The sequence below is a fragment of the Parvibaculum sp. genome, from assembly GCF_049651025.1.
Taxonomy (GTDB): domain Bacteria; phylum Pseudomonadota; class Alphaproteobacteria; order Parvibaculales; family Parvibaculaceae; genus Parvibaculum.
Window position 1 is genome coordinate 20,007 of sequence record NZ_JBASBH010000008.1, and the last position, 22,523, is coordinate 42,529.

The window sequence follows — 22,523 nt, forward strand, 5'->3', positions numbered from 1 at the left end:
ATGACCGATCATGTGTTCGTGACGCTCGAAAACGGCGTTCAAACGTTGACGCTCAACCGGCCGGAGAAAAAGAACGCGCTGACGCCCGAAATGTACGGGGCGCTTGCCGATGGAATCGAACGGGCCGAGCGCGATCCGAAAATTCTCGTGACGCTCATCACCGCCGCTGGCGACGCCTTCACGGCGGGCAACGATCTGGGAGATTTTGCCAAGGCGGGCGCGACGCCAGCCGACGACAAGCCGGCGACGAAGCCCCATGTGACGCGCTTTCTGGAAAACATCGCCGAGGCGGAAAAGCCGATCGTGGCGGCAGTCAACGGTCTCGCGGTCGGCGTCGGCGTGACGATGCTGCTTCATTGCGATCTGGTCTATGCGGGCGCGAGCGCGACATTCCAGATGCCTTTCGTCAATCTCGGCCTGGTGCCGGAGGCGGGCTCAACCTTCCTGTTGCAGCGGCTCATCGGCATTCAGAAGGCGGCAGACCTTTTCCTTACGGGCAAGAAGATCGGCGCGGAGAAGGCGGAGGCGCTTGGTCTTGTCGCGGAAGTGTTCCCCGACAATGCGCTGCCCGGCGAAGCGCTGGCGCGCGCTCAGGCGCTTGCCGCAAAAGCGCCGAATGCGGTCAGGATCACCAAAGCCTTGCTGAAGGGGAAGGATCGTGCCCGCGTTGCCGAAGCGCGCGAGGCGGAAGCAAAACATTTCGGTGCGCAGCTTCGTTCGGCGGAAGTGAAGGAAGCGATCAGCGCATTCTTTGAAAAGCGCGCGCCCGATTTTTCGAAGCTCTCTTGATCCGCGGCGGCGGCACACCGACGTAGCACTAACCATTACAATTCAAAGGGAGGACAGTTCATGCCGCTTACGATGCATCAGGCTTCGGTTCCGATCATGCTGCAGATGTTTGGCAGCCTCACGGCCATTATCGACAAGGCGGCTGCACATTGCGAAGCGCGCGGGATCGACCCTGCCGTGCTGGTCAACTATCGGCTCGCGCCGGACATGTTGCCGTTCAAAAGCCAGATCCAGATCATGACGGATCAGGCAAAGGGCGCAGTCTCGCGGCTCGCCGGCGTCGATATTCCTTCATATGCCGACACGGAAACGAGCTTCGACGATCTCAAGGCGCGGATCGCGAAGACAGCCGACTATGTGAAGAGTTTCAAGCCTGAACAGATCGACGGATCGGAAGATCGGGAAGTTGTTCTGAAAATCGGGCCGACGGAACTGAAGCTCACCGGCCGCCAGTATTTCCTTCACTTCTTCCTGCCGAATTTCTATTTCCACGCGGCAACGGCGCACGACATTTTGCGTCATGCGGGCGTGCAGATCGGCAAGCGCGATTTCATCGGCTCTATCTGAATTAGATCGCTGAGAACAAAACCCCGGAGCATGCTCCGGGGTTTTGTTCTTCAGTAGGCTGTCGGACGGCTGCCAGTCGAAAGGCGTTGCGGCCAAAGGCGCGGACGGCCCGTGACGCCGAAGGTCATGGGACGGCGGGCGGAGAGCGGGTTCGCGCCCGCATGAGGTTGTGGCGCGTCGATGCGCAACGCGCCGAGGCGACGCTCGGCCGCCTGCAATTCGCCCTGACGGTCTTCAAGCAAAAGCGGCAGCGCAAGCGTGCGGCCCCATGAACGCCAACGCGCGGCGACATCCGCGCCATCGAACGAGGCGTGAAGCGCGATCGAACGGCGCTCGTCGTCGCGATGCACGAGCTGCACGAGAATGACGGGTTCGGCACCCTTGGCACCGCGCCATGCGACGCGCAGCGCCACGCCGCGATAGGCGGAGATGGGCTCGCTCCAGACGAATGGCCCGAGGATCGGCGAGGAATCCGTCGCCTTCACAGCGTCGCTATGAATGACCGCATAGCGAATGAAGCCGAAGAGGCGCGATATGGTTTCATTGGCGGGAATGGTGATCCGCTGCGGAAGCATGAAGGGATCGGAATCGATTTCGCCACTTGCCCAGCGCTTGCGCGACTGGTGAGGCTTTGCCGCCTGTCCCATGATCCAACCTCAAAACCGATGTAAGTTGTGCCAAGGCTAGACAGTCAAAGTTGGCATCCTGTTAACGGCCGCACGAAACAGGGCTTACAAAGCGTAAAATTCATCCGATTTGGCTTCACCGCGGCTTTCCGGCATTCTCGCGCCACATTGTCTGCCGTCCTTCGATCCGAGAGGCCCATGTCTTATTCCTCGCTCCGCGATTTTCTCGACAAACTCGAAGCCGAAGGCGAACTCGTGCGCGTGAAGGAGCCCGTCTCGACCGTCCTTGAAATGACGGAAATCCAGACGCGCCTGCTCGCGGAAAAAGGCCCGGCGGTCATTTTCGAAAATGTGCTGAAGGCGGATGGCACCGCCTCGCCCATGCCGGTGCTGGTCAATCTTTTCGGTACGGTCGAGCGCGTGGCGCTTGGCGTGACGATGCCTCGTTCGGATGGGGGCGGCGTCGAGCGGCGTTCGGCAAAGGACATGCGCGAAGTCGGCGAAATGCTGGCCTTTCTGCGCCAGCCCGAACCGCCGGGCGGTTTCCGCGAAGCCTTTTCGATGCTGCCGCTTCTGAAGACCGTGATGACGATGAAGCCGAAAACGCTTTCATCGGCGCCATGTCAGGAAGTGGTGCTGACGGGCGACGATATCGACCTCAATGCGTTACCGATCCAGACCTGCTGGCCCGACGAGCCCGCGCCGCTGATCACCTGGCCGCTGGTCGTGACCAAGGGCCCGGGGGACAAGCGCGAGGACGATTTCAATCTCGGCATCTACCGGATGCAGGTGCTGGCCAAGAACAAGACCATCATGCGCTGGCTCGCCCATCGCGGCGGGGCGCAGCATCATCAGAGATGGAAGGGCGAGAAGTCGGAGCCGCTTCCGGTCGCCTGCGTGATCGGCGCGGATCCGGGGACAATTCTGGCGGCGGTGACGCCGGTGCCCGATACGCTCTCGGAATATCAGTTTGCGGGGCTGCTGCGCGGCTCGAAAGTCGAGCTTGTCGAGTGCAAGACTGTGCCACTTCGTGTGCCTGCTCATGCAGAGATCGTGATCGAGGGTCACGTGTCGCTGGATGAGTATGCCGACGAGGGTCCCTATGGCGACCACACCGGATATTACAACTCGGTCGAGAAATTCCCGGTCTTCACCGTGTCGGCCATCACCATGCGCCGCAACCCGATCTACCTTTCGACCTTCACCGGCCGTCCGCCGGATGAACCTTCAGTTCTTGGCGAAGCATTGAACGAGGTATTCATTCCTTTGCTTCAGCAGCAGTTCCCGGAAATCATCGATTTCTGGTTACCCCCGGAAGGCTGCTCCTATCGCATCGCCGTGATTTCGATGAAGAAGGCTTATCCCGGCCATGCCAAGCGCGTGATGATGGGGGCGTGGTCCTATCTGCGCCAGTTCATGTACACGAAATGGGTCATCGTCGTGGATGACGACATCGACGCGCGCGACTGGAAGGAAGTCATGTGGGCGATCTCGACGCGCATGGACCCGGTGCGCGACGTGACGCTGATCGAGGGAACGCCCATCGACTATCTCGACTTCGCGAGCCCTGAATCCGGCCTCGGCGGAAAGATCGGCCTCGATGCCACCAATAAATGGGTGCCGGAGACGAAGCGCGAATGGGGCCGCGAAATCCGCATGGACCAGAACGTCATCGACGAGGTGACGCGCAAATGGGCGAAGCTCGGATTACCGGGCACGGGGAAGCCGATCTGGAAGTAATGGCGGGTTGTGCGGCGCGGATCGTTTGATCCGTTTTGCCGACCTATCGGCATTGGTTAAGGCCCCGGAAAGTTTGACGGCGGAACCTCGGCTCATCTCCAGATGCGAGGTGAGCCGTGGAACTTTTTCGGGCGTTGCGTTTCGTCTTTTCGTTCTGTCTTGTCGTCGCCCTGCCCGCTTGTGCACAGACGCGTGCGCCAACAGAGGCAACGGCGGCGCTTGCTCCGCTGCCGCGTTTCATGCCGACGGGAGAGTTTGTTGCGCCGCCTTCGGGCTTCATTGATTTTTGTCGCCGCAATAAGAGCGATTGCGATGGCGGCGACGCTTCACCCGTCGAGCTTGAGCTGACGGGTGAACGATGGGCGGAACTCAATGCCGTGAATGACGAGGTGAACGGATTTCCAGAAATTTCCGATGAAGCAAATTACGGGCAGCGCGAATATTGGACCTATGCGGGCGCGCATGGCGGCGATTGCGAGGACCTGGCGCTTCAAAAGCGACAACTACTCATAGAGAAAGGCTGGCCCGCCGATGCGCTTTTGCTGACGGTGGTGACGGCGTGGGAGGGCGCGGGCCATGCCGTTCTGCTCGTCGCAACGGATCGCGACGAATATGTTCTCGACAACAAGAACTGGGCGATCATCTCGTGGCGGGATGCGCCTTATGCGTGGATCAAACGCCAGTCGCGCGAGCGACCCTCTGTCTGGGTCAGTGTCGATGTGAAGGCCATGCAGGTCGCGGAGACGGCTTCGCTGAAGTGACGTCGCAAAAGAAGCCGTCTCCCCGGGCTTGACCCGGGGTCCATCTTTGCCGCGATGTCTGAAGGAAGATGGATGCCGGATCAAGTCCGGCATGACGATGAGGGGGAGGCCACGGGATACATCGGGCCGCGCAACGCTCCGAGAGGCAGATGGGTCCCGGGAACAAGTCCCGGGACGACGCTGAGTTTTTGGCGACACCTCGCCTATTCGTCTCCCCGGGCTTGACCCGGGGTCCATCTTTGCTGCGATGTCTGAAGGAAGATGGATGCCGGATCAAGTCCGGCATGACGATGGGCGGGAAGAACCGGCGGCTCTTTGCAGAATTGCTCTACGCCGCCTGCCCTTTTGTCTTGATCATCGAGACGATGATGCCTGCGGCGAGCAGGCCGAAGGTGACGCCGAGCGACAGAAGCGCGGGCACCTTGTCGACGAACTCGGCGTAGAAAATCTTGCCGCCGATGAAGACCAGAACGGCAGCGAGCGCATATTTCAGATAGGCGAAGCGATGGATGACGGCGGCGAGCGCGAAGTAGAGCGCGCGCAGGCCGAGCACGGCGAAGATATTGCTCGTGTAAACGATGAAGGGGTCTTGCGTGATCGCGAAAACGGCGGGAACGCTATCGACGGCGAAGACGAGGTCGGCACATTCGATCAGGACAAGCGCGAGAAGAAGCGGCGTTGCATGCCAGACGACGCGGCCGGTCTTGCTGTCGGGAATACATACGGTGAAGCTGTGGCCGTGCAGCTTGTCGGAAATACGTATGTGGCGCTTGAGATATTTCACCAGCGGGTGGTTCTCGATCGGCCGCTCATGATCCTTCGCAAAGACCATGCGGATGCCGGTGACGACGAGGAAGGCGCCGAAGATGTAAAGAACCCAGTGAAACTTCGCGATGAGCGCCGCGCCTATGCCGATCATGATGCCGCGCATGACGATGACGCCCAGAATGCCCCAGAAGAGCACGCGATGCTGATAGACGCGCGGGATGGCAAAGGCGGTGAAGATCAGCGAGATCACGAAGACGTTGTCTAGAGAGAGCGATTTCTCGACGAAGAAGCCGGTGAAAAAATTGAGACCGTCTTCATGTCCAAGCGTGTACCAGACGCCCGCGCCGAAAATGCTCGCGACTGTGATGTAGCCCGCCGAAAGCCAGAGGCTTTCGCTGACGCCGATTTCCTTGTCTTTCTTGTGAAGGATGCCGAGGTCAAATGCGAGAAGCGCGAAGATGACGAGAAAGAAAGCTCCCCAAGCCCAAAGCGGGGTGCCAAGCCATTCCATGGTGGACCTATCTCATATGCACGCCGCGGCCGCGCAAATGAATTTTCAGGTCCGACATCGCGATGGACGCCTCCATCGCCAGAGGGGCCCGGACCTCCTCTAGTGCATTAGATTTGGCGTATATCACACCCGAATTCAACTGTCGCGGGGTGCGACGCGCTGCCGCTTTTCAGGCTTTGGGTTTTACGAACTCGGCCTGAATGAACACACGCACATCATTGCCGACCGCCGGCCACCATGCGGACAGGCCCCATTGCGAACGGTTGAAGCTGCCTGTCGCTGAAAAACCCAGCGTATCCCTGCCTGTCAGCGGATCGGGGGCGCTGCCGTTGAAGGTGACGGCAAGGGTTACGGGGTGTGTGCGCCCGCGAATTGTGAGGTCGCCCGTCATGTCGCCGGTTTTCGCGCCGGTGCGCTTGATCGAGGTGCTGGAGAAAACGATCTCGGGCGATTTTGCGGCATCGAACATGTCGGGCCCAGTGAGCATCTTGTCGAGCTCGGGGTCGTTGGTATCGACACTTGCCGCGTCGATGCGGACCGTCACGCGGCTTTTTTCCGGCGCAGCGGGCACGGCATCGAGCGTCGCCGCGACCTTGTTGAAGCGCGTGACGAAACGCGAATAGCCGAAATGATCGACGTCGAAAATGACGCTCCAGTGATGCGGGTCGAGCTGATAGGTGCCCGCAGGCGCCTTCACCGGGTCGTTGTTCACCTCATGCGTCACGACTTTCAACGCCGTGCAGGAGCAAAGCGAGAAAGCCAGAAGCAGGGCTGCGATTTTTCCCGGCGCGGTTTTCATTTTCTTGTCGCGTGGAGATCGATCTTCACCTTGATATCGAGGCTCGCAATGGTGGAGGCGGAAAGCTGCTGCGTGTCGCCGACGCCGAAAGCGAGACGCTGCAGCGTCGTTTCGCCTACCACATGGGCCTTGTCGCCAGTGATGGTCAGGGTGAAGGGCAGCGCGACCTTCTTCGTGATGCCCTTCAACGTCAGCGTGCCATCGGCCACATATTTGTCGCCGCCGCTATGGCTGAAGCTCTTTGCCTCGAAGACGGCATCGGGAAATGCCGAGACATTGAACCAGCCCTCCTGCGGCAAAAACTCATCCGTCTGCGTGTCGCCGGTCTTGCAGGAGCCGGTATCGATCTTGACGTGGACGGATGATTGCGCGAGGGCCGCCGGATCGAAGGCGATGTCGGCTGTGAATTTCGCGCAATGACCGGCAAGCGGCTCGCTGCCGCTTTTCGTGCCTTCCCAGGCGATGGTGTTCGGGTCGGACACGGCGGCCCATTGCGTGACGGCGAGCGCCGGCGTGGTGAAAGCCATGACGGCTGCAAAGACAAGAATGCTTTTCACGGGCGCGACCTCTTTTCAAAAAGCGCCCACGTGGGGAGCATGCGGGCAAGCACATCGTCTTTCAGAATGAAATGATGCTTCAAAGCAGCGCCGATATGAAGGAGGACCAGCGCGATGGCGCTCCAGGCAAGGCCCCAATGCACCCATGAGGATGCTGCGCCTATCGCCGCCTTGTGTGTGCTGGCGGCAATGAAGCCGAGATGGGGCAGCTTCACATAGCCGTAGAGGATCGTCGGTATGCCGAGGGGCGAGGCCGATACGGTGATCCAGCCGGTGAGCGGCATGACAAGCAGGGCCACGTACAGGCCGTAATGCGTCAGATAGGCGGCGGCGCGCTCCCAGGGCTTCAGCGTTGCGGGGAGCGGCGGCACGCTGCCTGAAAGCCGCCAGAGAAGGCGCAGCACGACGAGCAGAAAAATCGTGACGCCGAGCGACTTGTGCAACTGGTAGAGCGGAAACGTGCGGGGATGGGTGAGCGGCAGGTTCGTCATGGTGAGGCCGATGCCGACCATCGCAAGAAAAAGCAGCGCGATGAGCCAATGCAGGGAGACGGCGACCAGGCCGAAGCGAATAGTGGTGTTTCGAAGCTGCATCGAACCTTCTTCTCCGCTGTCTGCACCGCATCATGATTATTGCAGCAGACAATCCCAAGTCACGTCTTCTTGAGGCGATCTGCGGCTTCGCTGACGGGTGCCATAATCCGTGAGGCCATGCTAGCTTTCGGGCGCAGAAAAACGAATCACGCCACGGCACAAAAGATGCTGCCGCGACCGCATCGGAGGGTCACATGCTGAGCTACTCGCTCGAAATCGTCGGCGTCTATGTCGGCATCAATCTGCTGATTAACCTGTTCCTTGCCTATCGCGTCTCGGCAAATCGCGTCCGCTCCAATGTGATGACGGGCACCGGCGACGATACGGGCCTCTACAATGCCAATCGCGCCCATGTAACCAATGTCGAATACACGCCGATCATTCTCATCGGCATGGTCGGGCTGCATCTCCTGTCCGGCTCGATCTATGTGATCCATGCCGTCGGCCTGCTGCTGACGGTCGGCCGCATCCTGCATGCGATCGGCCTGACGACAGCCGCCTCGAATTCCACGCCGCCGCGCCTCATCGGCACGGTGCTGACCTGGATCGCACAGCTCGTTGCGGGCGTTGCCTGCCTTTATTACGCGCTGCTCTGATACAGGGAGCGTCTGGCGTCCCTATCCCGCCGGGGCCTCGACCTATATAAGTGTCGGGGCCCTTGTTCGTTCGGGGGCCACTTCATCCTCAACAGAGAGCCGAGCGCCCATGTCCAGGACGCAATCCGCGCCATCTTCGCAAAACAGCGTCCTTGAAGACGCCGCCATGCTTGTCGAGCGCGCGCGCAAGGCGGGCGCGGAGGCAGCCGAGGCGATTGTCCTTGAGGGTCAGTCGCTTGGCGTGTCATGGCGGCTGGGCAAGCTTGAGGATGTGGAGCGGTCGGAAGGCCGCGATGTGGGCTTGCGCGTCTTTATCGGGCAGCGGCAGGCGACAGTTTCAACCACCGATCTTTCGGAACGCTCGCTCGGGCCGCTGATCGAGCGCGTGGTCGCCATGGCGCGGATTGCGCCGGAGGACCCCTATGCGGGGCTCGCCGACAAGGCGCTGCTGGCGCGCAACATCAAGTCGCTCGACATTGACGATGCGGCGCATGTGCCGACCGCCGAGGAGCTGGCGGATGCGGCCAGCGAGGCGGAAGCGGCGGCGCTGGCCGTCGCGGGCGTCACCAATTCCGGCGGCGCGGGCGCGAGCTGGGGACGCTCGGGCGTTGCGCTTGTGACCAGCGAGGGGTTTTCAGGCTCCTATTCCGGCACATCATTTTCCGTCTCCTGCTCGGTGCTGGCCGGTGAAGGCACGGGCATGGAGCGCGATTACGATTATTCCGCCGTGCGCCATCTGGCCGATCTCGAAGCGCCGGCAGGCATTGGCCGCTCGGCAGGCGAGCGCGCCGTGCGCCGCCTCAACCCGCGCAAGGTGAAGTCGCAGGCCGTGCCCATCATCTACGATCCGCGCGTTTCGGCGGGGCTGGTCGGGCATTTCGCGGGCGCGATTTCGGGCGCGGCGGTGGCGCGCAAGACGAGCTTTCTGCAGCACTCCATGGGCACGCGCGTTTTCGCCGAAGGCATCGCGATCATCGACGATCCGCACAGGCCGCGCGGGTTGCGCTCCAAGCCCTTCGACGGCGAAGGCGTTGAGAACCGGATGACGCGGCTGGTCGAGGACGGCGTTCTGACGACATGGATTCTCGACACCTCGTCGGCTCGCCAGCTCGGCCTCACGACGACGGGCCATGCGGCGCGCGGCACGGGCGGACCGCCCTCGCCTTCCACGACCAATCTCTACATGGCGCCAGGCAAGCTTTCGCCGGAAGAACTCATTGCCGATATCAAGGACGGTTTCTACGTCACGGAACTGATCGGCATGGGCATCAACGGCGTGACGGGCGACTATAGCCGCGGCGCGTCGGGCTTCTGGATCGAGAACGGCAAGCTCAGCTTTCCGGTCAGCGAGATCACGGTGGCGGGCAATCTCAAGACCATGTTCCTCAACATGACGCCTGCCAATAATCTGGTCTTCCGCGACGGCACGAACGCGCCAACCATTCGGGTTGAAGGAATGACCGTTGCAGGCACCTGACGAAGGCCATGGGCGCGAAGAAGACCGCGAATTGCTCGTCGCTGCCGTGCGCGAAGCCGGGCGCATTGCACTTACCTATTACCAGACCAAACTGAAGACCTGGATGAAGGGCAGTGACAGCATCGTCACGGAAGCCGACATTGCGGTCAACGATCAGCTTTACAGGGATCTGGCGCTTGCCCGCCCCGGCTATGGCTGGCTTTCGGAAGAGACGGAAGACGATATGGTGCGGCTTTCGCGCACGCGGGTCTGGGTCGTCGATCCCATCGACGGCACGCGCGCCTTCGCCAAGGGCAAGCCGCATTTCGTGATCTCCGTTGCGCTGGTCGAAGATGGACGGCCGGTTCTGGCGGCGCTGTTCAATCCGGCAACGGATGAATTTTTCGAGGCTGTGACAGGTGGCGGCGCGACGCTGAACGGCGAGCCCATTCGCGTCGGCGACAGGGCCGTCATCGAAGGCGCGCGCATGGCGGCACATGCGCCCATGTTCAAGCATCCGGCATGGCCCGAGCCCTGGCCCGAAATGGAAATCATCGAGCGCAATTCGGTCGCCTACCGGATCGCGCTCGTCGCCTGCAATGCGGCGGATGCGGCGCTTGCCCTCAACACGAAGAACGACTGGGACCTCGCCGCCGCCGATCTCGTGCTGAACGAGGCGGGCGGACTGCTGACCAGCCATGACGGCAAGGTGCTCATCTATAATCGCGAATTGCCGCGCCATCGGAGCCTGCTGGCGGCCGGCCCGAAGCTCCATGAGGCGCTCATGGCCCGTGTGGGCCTGCTGACGCTGCCTGCCTGAGCCGTCGCGCCTTACGAACCCGCGTGGAAATATGTAGAATAAGATGGCTCAGTCCGGGCGCGTCCGAAGAGGCAGGCTATGTCAAAACAGCTACTGCACCTCGTCCTTGGCGGTGAACTCAAGGAGCTTGGCGGCACCGAGTTCCGCGATACAAACGCTGTGGATATTGTCGGCATTTTCCCCAACTATGCGAGCGCATACACTGCGTGGAAATCGGCGGCGCTTCGCACCGTCGACAATGCCCATATGCGCTACTTCATCGTTCACCTGCATCGCCTGATGGACCCCGGCACAGACAAGGAAGACCACCACGAATGAACGGCAACCGCAGCGTCGGCCTCGGCGCATCTCCTGCAGTCAAGGCACCCGGCACCTCGCTCTCCATTGCCATGCTCTTCGTGTTTCTCGCGATTGTATTCGGCTGCGCAGCCGCAGGCGGCGCCGTGACGGTGGGCAATATCGACAACTGGTATGCAGGCATCGCCAAACCGGCCCTGACGCCTGCGAACTGGGTTTTCCCGATCGTCTGGAATTTCCTGTTCTTCCTGATGGGGGTTTCGGCCTGGCTTGCCTGGCGGGCTGCGGGCAGCATCAATGCGGCGGGCGGCGCCCTGTCGCTCTTCATCGCCCAGCTCATGCTGAATTTTGCCTGGAGCGTGATTTTCTTCGGGCTGCACAATCCCGGCCTCGCCCTGATCGAGGTCATCGTTCTTGATGCAGCGATCGTCGCGACGATCTGGTCGTTCCGGCAGCACAGCCTGCTCGCGGCGCTGATCCTCGTGCCCTATCTTGCCTGGAGCCTGTTTGCGACCTATCTGACGCTCGCGGTCTGGCTACTCAATCGCTAGGGCCGGGCCGCTTGCCGGAGCCAAAAAGCTCAACAGGCGCCTGTATTTACCATTGCGCGAGGGCGGCACCCATGGTGGCGCCGCCATGACCGGCATGTTAAGGTCCGCTCGCATTGCAACACGAGGCTGCAGTTGAACGAGACGACCTTACCGGGGCAAGAAGCCGGCGGGGCCACGGATGAGCGCCGGGCGCCTGCGCAAGGTCGTGCAATGCCGCCGCCCGATCTTGCAACCTTCAGCGTGCTGAAACGGACGACGCGCGACTATTTGCTGCCGAACTGGAAGCTCGTTCTCGTGTCGCTGGTTGCAAGCGCCGTGGTTGCCGCCTCGACGGGTGTGCTGCCGCTTCTCATCAAATATGTCTTCGACGATGTTCTGACGCAGAAGAACCAGGCGATGCTGGTGTTGATCGCGGTTGCGACCATCGGCGCCAGCGCCTTCAAGGGCGCGGCCTCCTATGCGTCGAACCTCACCAAGAACGCCATCGGCCAGAGGATCATTTCCGCGATCCAGACGCGCATGTTCGCGCGGATCGTCAAGGCCGATCTTGCATGGGTTTCGGGCACGCATTCGGGCCGGTTCATTTCGAGCTTCATGAACGATTCCTCGCGTGTGCGCGACGCCGTTACCATGTCGGTGATCGACTTCACGCAGAACCTGCTGACGGTCGTTGCGCTGATGGGCGCAATATTCTTCATGAACTGGAAGCTCGCGCTTCTGGCCTGCTCGGTCATTCCCTTCGGCATTCTCTATATGCGCAAGCTCGGCAAGAAAACGCGCAAGGCGAGCCGCAAGAGCCTTGAAGGCACGGGCGATCTTTCGGCGCTGATTTCGGAAGCGCTGGGCGGCATTCGCGTCGTCAAGGCCTATGGGCAGGAAGATCGCGAGATTGCGCGCGTCGAGCAGACGGTGAAGACCGTGCTGCGCCACATGATGCGCGGCTTCCGCGCCAAGGCAGCCGCAAGTCCGCTGACCGAGGCGCTATCGGGCGTCGGCATTGCAGGCGTCATCTATTTCGGCGGCATGAGCGTCATTCACGGGCCGCTGACGTCGGGCGAACTCGTCGCTTTCATTTCGGCGCTGATGCTCGCCTATCAGCCGCTCAAGGCCGTCGCGAACACGCAGACAATCATGCAGGAAGGCGTCGCCGCCGCGACGCGCGTTTTCCCCATTCTCGACATCGAGCCGGACATCATCGCGAACCCGAATGCACAGGCTCTGCGCGTGAGCGAAGGCGCCGTGCGCTTTGAGCATGTGAGCTTTGCCTATGGCGACGGCACGCGGGCGCTTGACGATATCAGCATCGAGATTCCCAAAGGCCATACGGTGGCGCTTGTCGGCCCGTCCGGCGGCGGCAAGAGCACGACGCTCAATCTCGTTCCACGCTTCTACGATCCGACGCAGGGACGCATCACCATTGACGGGCAGGATATTCGCGACGTGACGGTCGCTTCCTTGCGTCAGGCAAGCTCGCTGGTCACGCAAGACCCCTTCCTCTTCGACGATACGGTGCGGGCCAATATCGCCTATGGCCGCCCCGATGCGAGCGACGAGGAAATTGCCGAGGCGGCGCGCAATGCAGCCGCGCATGATTTCATCATGGCGCTTCCTCGCGGCTATGACACATCGGTCGGCGAGGCGGGCTTTCGGCTTTCGGGCGGACAGCGCCAGCGCATCGCCATTGCGCGCGCCATGCTGAAAAACGCACCGATCCTGCTGCTCGACGAGGCGACATCGGCGCTCGATACGGCGTCCGAGTTGCAGGTGCAGAAGGCGCTCGGCACCTTGATGGAAGGGCGCACGACGCTTGTCATCGCGCATCGCCTCTCGACAATCAAACATGCCAACAACATTTATGTAATCGATGGCGGCCGCGTGCTCGAACAGGGCACGCATGGCGAGCTGGTTGCCAAAGGCGGGCTTTATGCAGAACTGTCCCGCTCGCAATTTGCACCGGACGACGAGGCGGCGGACGACGCGCTGCTCGACGCGCCGCAAGCCGCCGTCGCGGGAGAATGAGCTTCGCGATGGTCGGTAAACGCATTGTCCAGAGTGAGGCATTCAAGACGGCGGTCGGCTTCACCGCTGCCATGCTCATCAAATTCGTGCGGCGCACCAGCCGCTTCGAGGTTCGTCGCGGCGATATTGCCCAGCGCTTCTGGACCGGCGACGAGCCGTTCATCGGCGCGACCTGGCACGGACAGAACCTGATCCTGCCGACCTTCTGGCACAATTGGCGCGAGATGCGCATTCTGGTTTCGCGGCATGGCGACGGCGAAATCGTCTCAAAGATCATGCATTTTCTCGGCGTCGGCACGATCCGCGGCTCGGGCGTGCCCAAGGGCGAGGAACGCCGCCAGAAGCAAAAGGGCAAAGGCGGCGCGGGCGCATTGCGCGCCATGGTGCGCGCGCTTGGCGAAAATATTTCCGTCGGCATGACCGCCGATCTGCCGCCCGGCCCGGCACGCCGCGCAGGCGAAGGCATTGTGATGCTGGCGCGGCTTTCAGGGCGGCCCATCGTTCCCGTCGCGGCGACGACGCGGGCGCGCATTCGCCTCAACAATTGGGACAAGTTCACGATCAACCTTCCCTTCTCCAAGGGCGCGCTTGTGTGGGGCGAGCCGATCTATGTGCCGCGCGATGCCGATCCTGAAACGCTCGAAGCCGCGCGGCTGCATGTCGAGGAACAACTCAACGCGCTGACGGAAGAAGCCGACCGCATTGTCGGGCGTCTTCCCAGCCGCGAGGACGAGGGAGCGCACAAGTCTTGAGCGCGATAACGACGCAAGCGCCCACGACGCAGCGTCGAAGCTTCGGCCTTGCCGCCTATCGGCTTGCGACACGCGCCATCGGGCCTGCCGTTCCATATCTGCTTTCGCGGCGCCTCATGCGCGGCAAGGAAGACGAGACGCGCATGGGCGAGCGCGTGGGCATGGCGTCACTTCCCCGCCCCGACGGAACGCTTGTCTGGATCCATGCAGCGAGCGTGGGCGAATCTCTTTCCGTGCTGCCGCTGATCGACGGATTTCTGAAAGCGCGCGCGAGGCTTCACGTCCTCATCACCACCGGCACCGTGACATCGGCGCGGCTGATGGAAGAACGTTTGCCGGACGAAGCGTTCCATCAATATGTGCCGCTCGATCATCCCGATTATTGCGCGCGGTTTCTCGACCATTGGAAGCCCGATCTCGGCATATGGGTCGAATCCGAATTCTGGCCGAACCTCATCGTCGCGACGCATGCGCGCGGCACGCCGCTGGCGCTGGTCAATGCGCGCATTACCGAGCGCAGCTTTCAGGGCTGGCAACGTTTTCCCGCCACGATCCGCAATCTGCTTGCGCGGTTTTCCGCCGTGCTGGCGCAGGATCAGGCGAGCGCCGCGCGGCTGCGCGCGCTTGGTGCGGCCAATGTCGTGACGCCCGGCAATATCAAGCACGACGCCGCGCCGCTGACGGCGGATGAGGATGAGCTTTCGCGCCTGCGTGGCGCTATCGGCGCGCGGCCCGTCTGGCTTGCGACCAATACGCATGAGGGCGAGGAAGAAGTCGCCGCCGATGTTCACGCGCTGCTTGCCCCGACGCATCCCGATCTGCTCACGCTGATCGTGCCGCGACATCCGGCGCGGGGAGACGCGATTGCCGCGGAATTGCGCGCGAACGGGCTTGATGTCGCGCAACGCTCCAGCGGCGATGCGATAACGCCGCAAACGGATGTTTATCTCGGTGACACGCTGGGTGAGCTCGGGCTTTTCTACAGGCTTGCCGATATTGTTTTCATCGGCGGCACGCTCGGGGCTGTCGGCGGGCATAATCCTTTCGAGCCTGCGCGGTTGCGCTCGGCGCTGATTGCGGGGCCCAGCGATTTCAACTTCGCCGAAGCCTTTGCGGGCTTCGCGGCGAGCAACGCGCTGCTTCGCATTGCCGATGCGAGCGAACTGGCAAGCGCCGTCGCCCTGCTTCTCGACAACAGTGAGGAGCGCGACCGTCGCGCTGCGGCGGCTGAACATATCGTCAGCGCGTCCAGCGATGCGACGCGCACCACGCTCGACACGCTGATGGTGCTGCTGCCCGCGGAGCTTGCGGTGAAAGGCATGGGCGCCCATGCGTGAACCGCGCTTCTGGCAGCATCCGCGTGGCGGCGGGGGATCGGTTCTCCCAAGCCTTCTCGCGCCTGCCGCATGGGCATGGGGCGCGGCGGGGCGCATGCGTCGCCGCTATACGGTGGCGCAGCATGCCGCCGTTCCGATCATCTGTATCGGGAATATTTCGGCGGGCGGGACGGGCAAGACGCCGCTGGCGCTGACGCTGGCCGAACGGCTCATCAAATCCGGCGAGGCCGTGCATTTCCTGACGCGCGGCTATGGCGGGCGCGAGAGCGGGCCGCTGCGCGTCGATCTCATGCGCGATACGGCGGCGGATGTGGGCGACGAGCCGCTGCTGCTTGCAGCCGTTGCGCCGACATGGGTTTCGGTGAACCGCGCGGAGGGCGCGGCTGCGGCGGCGCGGGCGGGCGCAAAGCTCATCATCATGGATGACGGGTTTCAGAACCCGTCGCTTGCGAAAGATATTTCACTGCTGGTGGTCGATGCCCATGCGGGCCTTGGCAATGGCAGGCTCATTCCTGCCGGGCCGTTGCGCGAGCGCGTGGCCGATGCGCTGGCGCGGACCGGCGCTATCGTCATTGTCGGACATGGACATGCGGCAGACGATCTGGCGGCGCGGGCCCGCAACCGCGCATTGCCGGTGTTTCGCGCGATCCTGCGCGCCGCGCCCGCACCGCAACTCGACGGCGCGCCGGTGCTTGCCTTTGCGGGGATCGGGCGGCCTGAAAAATTCTATATGACGCTGCGCGAGCTGCATGCCGATCTCGTCGGCATGGTTGATTTTCCAGATCATCACATGTTCAGCGAAGCGGATGCGCAGAGCCTTCTGGTGCGTGCGCGCGATCTCAATGCGACGCTGGTGACGACGGAGAAGGATCGCGTTCGCCTGCTGCATGCGCCGGAGGGAAGCGCGCGGGCGCGGCTGCGCGATGCGGTGAAGACCATCACCATACGCGCGATCATCGACGATTTTGCCGCCTTCGAGACGCTTATCCGCGATGCGATCGCGCTGGCTCGCCGACCGGCGAGACGCTGAGCGGCAGGCGCATGGCAAACAAGGATTTCCAATATCGCGTCGAGGCGCTGCTGCTCAAGGTGACGCTGGCGCTTTTCCGCCTGCCCGGCCTCGATCGCGCTTCGGCCATCGGCGGATGGCTTGGCCGCAGCATCGGGCCGAAGCTCGGCATTACGCGCCGCGCGCGACGACGGATCGCGCGCGCCATGCCGGAGCTTTCGGAAGCCGAAGTCGAGCGCGTCGTCGTGGCCATGTGGGACAATCTTGGCCGCGTCGCTTTTGAATATGCTCATCTCGACAAGTTCTATCGGCCCGAGGAGCGGCACCGCATCGAGGTTGTCGGTATCGAGGAGCTTCACGCGCATGTGAAAGCTGGCCGGGGCGGCATGCTGCTGTCAGGGCATTTCGGCAATTTCGAATTGCTGCCGATCGCCATGCATCTGGAAGGGCTGGAGGGCGGTCAGATTTATCGCCCGGCCAATAATCCTTACGTCAATGCGTGGATGCTCGACATGCGCAGCGCCGAGACGGGCGCGGTGCAAATTCCGAAGGGCCGCAAGGGCGCGCGCGATCTGGTGACGCTGCTGCGCGAGAATAAATTCGTGGCGATGCTCTACGATCAGAAGATGAATGACGGCATCGAGGCGAAGATGTTCGGCATTCCGTCGATGACGACGCCTGCACCGGCGGGGCTTGCGGTGCGCAATGGCACGGTGCTTTTTCCCGTTTGCATCGAGCGCAAGAGCGGCGCGCATTTTCGCGTGACCGTCTATCCGCAGATCGAAGCCGATCCCGGCGCCGATCCGGCAAGCGAGATCGTGCGCATCACGCAGGTGCTGAACGATTTTCTGGAAGCGCGTATTCGCGAGAAGCCGGAGAACTGGTTCTGGCTGCATAATCGCTGGTCGGAATAGTCGAGGCTGAGCGAGCGTCAGTCGCCGCCGACATTCATGCCTTGCTGCACGCCCTTTGCGGTGACGCCGCCGACCATCAAGGATGGATCGACACGCGCGCCGCGCCAGAGCATGCCCCAATGCAGATGCGGGCCGGTCGCCCTGCCCGTTCCGCCGACTTCGCCGATCTTCTGGCCCTGCTTCACGCGCTCGCCCGGCTTCACGTCGATGCGCGACATATGCATCATCTGGCTATAGACGCCCTGACCGTGGTCGATGAAGACGAGGCCGCCTTCAAAAAACATGTCGGGTTCGGCGAGGCGGATGATGCCGTCGGCGGGCGCGACGATGGGCGCGCCTTTCGGCGCGGCGACATCGACGCCGTAATGGGGATTGCGCGGCTCGCCGTTGAAAATGCGCTGGCTGCCGAAGACGCCGCTGATCGGGCCGCCGGACGGCCAGATGAATTTTTCGGCGAACCATTCTTCATTCGTGTCGCGCGGGCGCGAGGCGGCCTTCAATGCCTGTTCGCGTTTGATGCGCGCGATCTGCTCGGGCGGCGGCGTCACATATTTGGGCGCCATGCCCTTGATGCTCTGCACGTTCCAGGCGCGGGGCGCGATGGCGAGGTCTTTCGTCTCCGTCTGGCCTGAGGGCGAGGTGACGATGAGCGTCGCCTTTGCGCCGTGATCGCGGTCGAAGCCGATGGCGAAGAGGCCATGTTCGGAAACGATAAGCGCGTCGCCATCAAGCGTCACGCGCGCGCCGGGCTCCGTCTTGCCGACGACAATCGCGCCTTGCTGCAGCGGGCCTTTGAGCGAGACATCGGCACGGGCCGGCAATATGGCAAGGCTCGCGGCGAGCGCGACAGCCAGAGCGGCGATGCGATTCATTTAACTGGATGCTTTTCCTGATGGCGCTTCAGCGACGCCTCGGGGCTTGAATAAGCCTCCTGCAGATCGACGCTCCAGTAACGCAGATCGTCGAGGAGAATCTGCGCACCTGTCACGGCGCAAATGACATATGCGCCCGGACGCACGACGTGAAATTCGCCGTCGCCATATACGATTTCGGCCTGGCCGCCGCTGTTTTTGTCGATCCTGTTCATAAATACATTCTAGCCTGTGGTGCTTCCGGCATCAAATCTCTCGTTCGTTATTGTGAGATCCACAGGGCCGTGGCAATCCAGTCTACGTGACTTCATGAAAATAAATGCGTCGTCCCGGGACTTGTTCCCGGGACCCATCTTCCCTCACTCACCGCCGGTCCGCCATGGATCCCGGGGACAAGCCCCGGGATGACATCGTCGGAGGTAGCGAGTGCCTTTGATCTCTGCCTTGCAGCATCCTGAAGTCGATACGCCTCAAAGCAGGCTGCCTTGCGGGCCGGTATCTTCACTTTGCTTCTTGCGCGGGCGAGCCGGTGCAGCGAGCGGAGCATCGCCGCTGACGACAACGCCGAGCTTGTCTTGCGCCGCGAATTCGATGCTGAGCGCCTCGCCCGGCTTTCGCCCTGCCGAGCCGCGAACGGGTTTGCCGTCGCCAGCGCGGACCACGGCGAAGCCGCGCTCCAGCACGCCCTGATAGGAATAGGACTCCAGCAGCTTGCCCATGCCGTCGAGGCGGCGGCCAAGATCGGTGAGGTGGCGACGCTCGGCGGCGATGGCGCGGGCATCGAGCTGGCCGAGGCGCTTCTTGCCGTCGGCGATGCGGAAGCGGATGAGCTGCGTGCCGAGCTTGCCCTCGATGCGATGGAGACGCGCGCGCTTTACTTCCGCCGCGCGTTTCAGGGCAAGGCCGAGACGCTCGCTCGCATTGTCGAAACGCTGACGCGGCAGGGCTATCAGATCGGTCAATCGCGGCAGGGCGCGAACGAGGCCGCGCAATTGCGTGCGGCCATTTTCGAGCATGCGCATTTCAGCGCGCAGCATACGGCGCTCAAGATCAAGCACGGCGGCGATGCTGTCGGCGCGCACGGGCACGGCCATTTCGGCGGCGGCGGTCGGCGTGGGCGCACGACGGTCGGCGGCGTAGTCGATCAGCGTCGTATCGGTTTCATGGCCGACGGCGGCGATCAGCGGAATGTCGCTCGCGGCAGCGGCGCGCACCACCACTTCCTCGTTGAAGGCCCAGAGGTCTTCGATGGAACCGCCGCCACGCGCGACGATGAGAAGATCGGGGCGCGGGATCTTTCCGCCGGGCTTCAGCGCATTGAAGCCCGCGATTGCGGCGGCGACTTCGCCTGCCGCCGTCTCGCCCTGCACGCGCACGGGCCAGACGAGAACATGGCGCGGAAAGCGATCTGCAAGCCGATGCAGGATGTCGCGGATGACGGCGCCGGTCGGGCTGGTAATAACCCCGATGACATCGGGGAGATATGGCAGGGCCTTCTTGCGCTCCGGCGCGAAGAGACCTTCGGCGGCGAGCTTCTTCTTGCGCTCTTCAAGGAGCGCCATCAAAGCGCCGATGCCTGCCGGTTCAAGCTGCTCGATGACGATCTGGTATTTGGAGCTGCCGGGATAGGTGGTGAGTTTGCCGGTTGCGATGACCTCAAGACCCTCGGCGGGCTTGAAACGCAATTTCCCGTAAACACCCTTCCAGATCACCGCTTCGAGCCGCGCGCCTTCGTCTTTCAACGCAAAGTAGCTATGGCCGGAGGAATGCACGCCGCGAAAGCCGGTGATCTCGCCGCGCACGCGGACATGGCCGAATGTCTCCTCGACCGTGCGCTTCAGGGCGAAAGAAAGCTCGCTGACCGAAAACTCATGCGCATTTCCCGCCGATGCGCCTGAAATCTCGCCGGTCGAGGGGTGGCCTGAGGCCGATTTGCCTTTGACGGGCTGAGACATAAATGAGGTCCGGGTCAGGATTTCGGCGGGCTTGCCTCTGTCGTGTCGCATGTTACAAGTTTTTGCGTCAAAGCCGAATGCGGCTCTACCAATCCGAGAAGGATTTATCAGACGGCATGAATGTTCTTGTCATCGGCTCGGGCGGCCGGGAGCACGCGCTTTCCTGGAAAATCGCGGCAAGTCCGCTTGTCGAGAAACTCTATTGCGCGCCGGGCAATGGCGGCATAGCGCAGGTTGCCGAATGTGTGCCGCTGAAGCCGCTGGATTTCGACGCCATCGTCAAATTCTGCCGCGACAAGGATATCGGCTTCGTCGTCGTCGGCCCTGAAGACCCGCTGGTCGCCGGGCTTGTCGACAGGCTCGATGCCGAGGGCATCAAATCCTTCGGGCCGAGTGCGGCCGCCGCGCAGCTTGAAGGCTCCAAGGGCTTCACCAAAGACCTCTGCGCCGAGTTCAATATTCCCACCGCCGCTTATGGACGCTTTTCGCAAGCCGCAGCGGCGAAGGAATTTGCCCGTGCCAAGGGCGCGCCCATCGTCGTCAAGGCGGACGGGCTGGCAGCCGGCAAGGGCGTCATCATCGCCATGACCATCGGCGAGGCGGAAGAAGCCATCGACGAGATTTTCAGCGGCCGTTTCGGCAAGGCTGGCGCCGAGGTCGTGATCGAGGAATTCATGGAGGGCGAAGAGGCGAGCTTCTTTGCGCTTTGCGACGGCACGACAGCGCTGGCGCTTGCAACCGCGCAGGATCACAAGCGCGTCTTCGACAATGATGAAGGCCCGAACACGGGCGGCATGGGCGCTTATTCGCCTGCGCCGGTGCTGACGCCGGAGCTTGTCGAGCGCGTGATGCGCGAGATCATCGAGCCGACGGTCGCCGCCATGAAGTCGCGCGGGACGCCGTTCAAGGGCGTGCTCTTTGCCGGGCTGATGCTGACGAAGGATGGGCCGAAGCTCATCGAATATAATGCGCGCTTCGGCGATCCCGAGACGCAGGTGCTGATGACGCGGCTGGCCTCCGACATTCTGCCCGCGCTCATCGCCTCGCATGACGGGACGCTTGGCGATGTCGCGCTGAACTGGAAGGACGAGGCGGCGCTGACCGTCGTCATGGCGGCCAATGGCTATCCGGGCGACTACGCCCGGGACACGGAGATCGGCGGGCTTGAGGCTGCGAGCGGAGTGCCGGGCGTTCAGGTCTTTCATGCCGGCACGCGGGCCGATGGCGGGCGCATTCTTGCCAATGGCGGGCGCGTGCTCAACGTGACGGCAACGGGCAAGACGGTCGGCGATGCGCAGGCGCAGGCTTACAAGGCCGTGGCGCTGATCGACTGGCCGGGCGGCTTCTGCCGCAAGGATATCGGCTGGCGCGCGGTTGCCAGAGAAAAACAGCCTGTCTGACCGAAAGGTTGATATGAGCGCTTGAAGAGAAGTCCGTACACAAATAAAAAGGTAACGGGGAGATTCAGTTCATGAGTAACGCCACTACGGACGGGGCAGCAGAGCAGAGCCGCCAGGACCAGTTTGCGGGCACCAAAGAGGTTGCCGAGAGCCATCGCTTCGACGAGAAGCGCCTCGTGACCTATATGGAAGCCCATGTGGAGGGCTTCAAAGGCCCGCTGACAGTTCAACAGTTCAAGGGCGGACAATCGAACCCGACCTACCAACTCATTACGCCGTCACGCAAATATGTTCTGCGCCGCAAGCCGCCGGGGAAGCTGCTGCCTTCGGCCCATGCCGTCGACCGCGAATACAAGGTAATTACCGCGCTGCATAATGTCGGCTTTGCCGCGCCGCGCACCTATTGCCTTTGCGAAGACGACAGCGTGATCGGCACGGCATTCTACATCATGGACATGGTAGAAGGCCGCGTGCTGTGGGAACCGCTGCTGCCCGGACAGGACCCGGCGACGCGCTGGAAGATTTACGACTCGCTCAATGCGACGCTCGCGCATCTGCACACGATCGATTACGAGGCGGCGGGCCTTGGCGATTTCGGCAAGCCCGGCAATTATTTCTCGCGTCAGGTTTCGCGCTGGTCGAAGCAATATGTCGCGTCGGAAACCGAGACCATCACGGAAATGAACCGGCTGATGGAATGGCTGCCGGAGAATATTCCGGTGGAGGATTCCGTCAGCATCGTTCATGGCGATTATCGTCTCGACAATACGGTGCTGCATCCGACCGAGCCGCGCGTCATTGCCGTTCTCGACTGGGAGCTTTCGACGCTCGGTC

The 22,523-nt window shown here is 62.3% G+C and carries 24 protein-coding genes; 16 read left to right on the forward strand and 8 right to left on the reverse strand.

Annotation, left to right across the window (positions count from 1 at the left end; all coding sequences use genetic code 11):
- Together WA943_RS00675 and WA943_RS00680 are read left to right on the forward strand one after the other, a co-directional pair.
- Window positions 1-789: an enoyl-CoA hydratase gene (locus tag WA943_RS00675; RefSeq protein WP_424467670.1), complete on the forward strand. Its 789-nt coding sequence runs from the start codon at window positions 1-3 to the stop codon at window positions 787-789.
- Between the two features lie 60 nt (window positions 790-849).
- Window positions 850-1,356 (forward strand): DUF1993 domain-containing protein, encoded by a 507-nt coding sequence (locus WA943_RS00680; protein WP_424467672.1) that lies wholly within the window; start codon window positions 850-852, stop codon window positions 1,354-1,356.
- A 50-nt stretch (window positions 1,357-1,406) separates the two neighbouring features.
- Here WA943_RS00680 and WA943_RS00685 read toward each other — a convergent pair whose 3' ends face one another.
- Window positions 1,407-2,003, reverse strand: coding sequence for a DUF6101 family protein (locus WA943_RS00685; RefSeq protein ID WP_424467674.1), 597 nt, complete (start codon window positions 2,001-2,003; stop codon window positions 1,407-1,409).
- Window positions 2,004-2,180: 177 nt separating this feature from the next.
- Here WA943_RS00685 and WA943_RS00690 point away from each other — a divergent pair, with 177 nt between their 5' ends.
- On the forward strand, window positions 2,181-3,722 hold the full coding sequence (locus tag WA943_RS00690; protein ID WP_424467676.1) for a UbiD family decarboxylase: 1,542 nt from the start codon (window positions 2,181-2,183) through the stop codon (window positions 3,720-3,722).
- A gap of 116 nt (window positions 3,723-3,838) precedes the next feature.
- Window positions 3,839-4,483: a transglutaminase-like cysteine peptidase gene (locus tag WA943_RS00695; RefSeq protein ID WP_424467678.1), complete on the forward strand. Its 645-nt coding sequence runs from the start codon at window positions 3,839-3,841 to the stop codon at window positions 4,481-4,483.
- Between the two features lie 328 nt (window positions 4,484-4,811).
- On the opposite strand, the gene WA943_RS00700 is transcribed toward WA943_RS00695, so the two are convergent.
- The 4 genes from WA943_RS00700 to WA943_RS00715 all read right to left on the reverse strand — a co-directional run bounded on the left by WA943_RS00700 (window position 4,812) and on the right by WA943_RS00715 (window position 7,711).
- The gene (locus WA943_RS00700; protein WP_424467680.1) at window positions 4,812-5,762 is read right to left on the reverse strand and encodes a TerC family protein; all 951 of its coding nucleotides are present in this window, start codon (window positions 5,760-5,762) and stop codon (window positions 4,812-4,814) included.
- Between the two features lie 169 nt (window positions 5,763-5,931).
- The gene (locus tag WA943_RS00705; protein WP_424467682.1) at window positions 5,932-6,561 is read right to left on the reverse strand and encodes a YceI family protein; all 630 of its coding nucleotides are present in this window, start codon (window positions 6,559-6,561) and stop codon (window positions 5,932-5,934) included.
- Entirely contained in the window at window positions 6,558-7,118 is a 561-nt protein-coding gene (locus WA943_RS00710; RefSeq protein WP_424467684.1) for a YceI family protein, read from the reverse strand. Before WA943_RS00710 ends, WA943_RS00705 begins: the two co-directional genes overlap by 4 nt.
- Window positions 7,115-7,711, reverse strand: a complete 597-nt coding sequence (locus tag WA943_RS00715; RefSeq protein ID WP_424467686.1) for a cytochrome b — start codon at window positions 7,709-7,711, stop codon at window positions 7,115-7,117. Before WA943_RS00715 ends, WA943_RS00710 begins: the two co-directional genes overlap by 4 nt.
- 194 nt (window positions 7,712-7,905) lie before the next feature.
- On the opposite strand from WA943_RS00715, the gene WA943_RS00720 reads away from it, so the two are divergent.
- The 10 genes from WA943_RS00720 to WA943_RS00765 all read left to right on the forward strand — a co-directional run bounded on the left by WA943_RS00720 (window position 7,906) and on the right by WA943_RS00765 (window position 17,462).
- Window positions 7,906-8,307, forward strand: a complete 402-nt coding sequence (locus WA943_RS00720; RefSeq protein WP_424467688.1) for an MAPEG family protein — start codon at window positions 7,906-7,908, stop codon at window positions 8,305-8,307.
- A gap of 109 nt (window positions 8,308-8,416) precedes the next feature.
- Window positions 8,417-9,784: a TldD/PmbA family protein gene (locus tag WA943_RS00725; RefSeq protein ID WP_424467690.1), complete on the forward strand. Its 1,368-nt coding sequence runs from the start codon at window positions 8,417-8,419 to the stop codon at window positions 9,782-9,784.
- The gene (locus WA943_RS00730) at window positions 9,771-10,583 is read left to right on the forward strand and encodes a 3'(2'),5'-bisphosphate nucleotidase CysQ (RefSeq protein ID WP_424467692.1); all 813 of its coding nucleotides are present in this window, start codon (window positions 9,771-9,773) and stop codon (window positions 10,581-10,583) included. The genes WA943_RS00725 and WA943_RS00730 overlap by 14 nt, the downstream gene beginning before the upstream one ends.
- Before the next feature lie 78 nt (window positions 10,584-10,661).
- Complete coding sequence (locus tag WA943_RS00735; protein ID WP_424467694.1) at window positions 10,662-10,901, forward strand: DUF4170 domain-containing protein; 240 nt, start codon at window positions 10,662-10,664, stop codon at window positions 10,899-10,901.
- A complete protein-coding gene (locus WA943_RS00740) occupies window positions 10,898-11,431 on the forward strand; it encodes a TspO/MBR family protein (RefSeq protein ID WP_424467696.1) in 534 nt (177 codons plus the stop codon). Before WA943_RS00735 ends, WA943_RS00740 begins: the two co-directional genes overlap by 4 nt.
- Window positions 11,432-11,641: 210 nt before the next feature.
- Window positions 11,642-13,450 (forward strand): ABC transporter ATP-binding protein, encoded by a 1,809-nt coding sequence (locus WA943_RS00745; RefSeq protein WP_424467698.1) that lies wholly within the window; start codon window positions 11,642-11,644, stop codon window positions 13,448-13,450.
- On the forward strand, window positions 13,447-14,202 hold the full coding sequence (locus WA943_RS00750; protein WP_424467700.1) for a lysophospholipid acyltransferase family protein: 756 nt from the start codon (window positions 13,447-13,449) through the stop codon (window positions 14,200-14,202). The genes WA943_RS00745 and WA943_RS00750 overlap by 4 nt, the downstream gene beginning before the upstream one ends.
- Complete coding sequence (locus WA943_RS00755; RefSeq protein ID WP_424467702.1) at window positions 14,199-15,539, forward strand: 3-deoxy-D-manno-octulosonic acid transferase; 1,341 nt, start codon at window positions 14,199-14,201, stop codon at window positions 15,537-15,539. The genes WA943_RS00750 and WA943_RS00755 overlap by 4 nt, the downstream gene beginning before the upstream one ends.
- Window positions 15,532-16,569, forward strand: coding sequence for a tetraacyldisaccharide 4'-kinase (gene lpxK / locus WA943_RS00760; protein WP_424467704.1), 1,038 nt, complete (start codon window positions 15,532-15,534; stop codon window positions 16,567-16,569). The genes WA943_RS00755 and lpxK overlap by 8 nt, the downstream gene beginning before the upstream one ends.
- A gap of 11 nt (window positions 16,570-16,580) precedes the next feature.
- Window positions 16,581-17,462 (forward strand): lysophospholipid acyltransferase family protein, encoded by an 882-nt coding sequence (locus tag WA943_RS00765; RefSeq protein WP_424467706.1) that lies wholly within the window; start codon window positions 16,581-16,583, stop codon window positions 17,460-17,462.
- A 17-nt stretch (window positions 17,463-17,479) separates the two neighbouring features.
- Here WA943_RS00765 and WA943_RS00770 read toward each other — a convergent pair whose 3' ends face one another.
- The 3 genes from WA943_RS00770 to xseA all read right to left on the reverse strand — a co-directional run bounded on the left by WA943_RS00770 (window position 17,480) and on the right by xseA (window position 20,289).
- Complete coding sequence (locus WA943_RS00770; RefSeq protein WP_424467708.1) at window positions 17,480-18,334, reverse strand: M23 family metallopeptidase; 855 nt, start codon at window positions 18,332-18,334, stop codon at window positions 17,480-17,482.
- Window positions 18,331-18,549 carry a DUF2093 domain-containing protein gene (locus tag WA943_RS00775; RefSeq protein ID WP_424467710.1) on the reverse strand — a complete coding sequence of 73 codons (219 nt, stop codon included), beginning with the start codon at window positions 18,547-18,549 and terminating at the stop codon, window positions 18,331-18,333. Before WA943_RS00775 ends, WA943_RS00770 begins: the two co-directional genes overlap by 4 nt.
- A 255-nt stretch (window positions 18,550-18,804) precedes the next feature.
- Complete coding sequence (gene xseA / locus WA943_RS00780; RefSeq protein ID WP_424467712.1) at window positions 18,805-20,289, reverse strand: exodeoxyribonuclease VII large subunit; 1,485 nt, start codon at window positions 20,287-20,289, stop codon at window positions 18,805-18,807.
- Window positions 20,290-20,405: 116 nt separating this feature from the next.
- Here xseA and purD point away from each other — a divergent pair, with 116 nt between their 5' ends.
- Together purD and WA943_RS00790 are read left to right on the forward strand one after the other, a co-directional pair.
- On the forward strand, window positions 20,406-21,689 hold the full coding sequence (gene purD / locus WA943_RS00785) for a phosphoribosylamine--glycine ligase (protein ID WP_424467714.1): 1,284 nt from the start codon (window positions 20,406-20,408) through the stop codon (window positions 21,687-21,689).
- A 71-nt stretch (window positions 21,690-21,760) separates the two neighbouring features.
- A partial coding sequence (locus WA943_RS00790; protein WP_424467716.1) for a phosphotransferase family protein occupies window positions 21,761-22,523 on the forward strand: 763 nt, incomplete at its 3' end.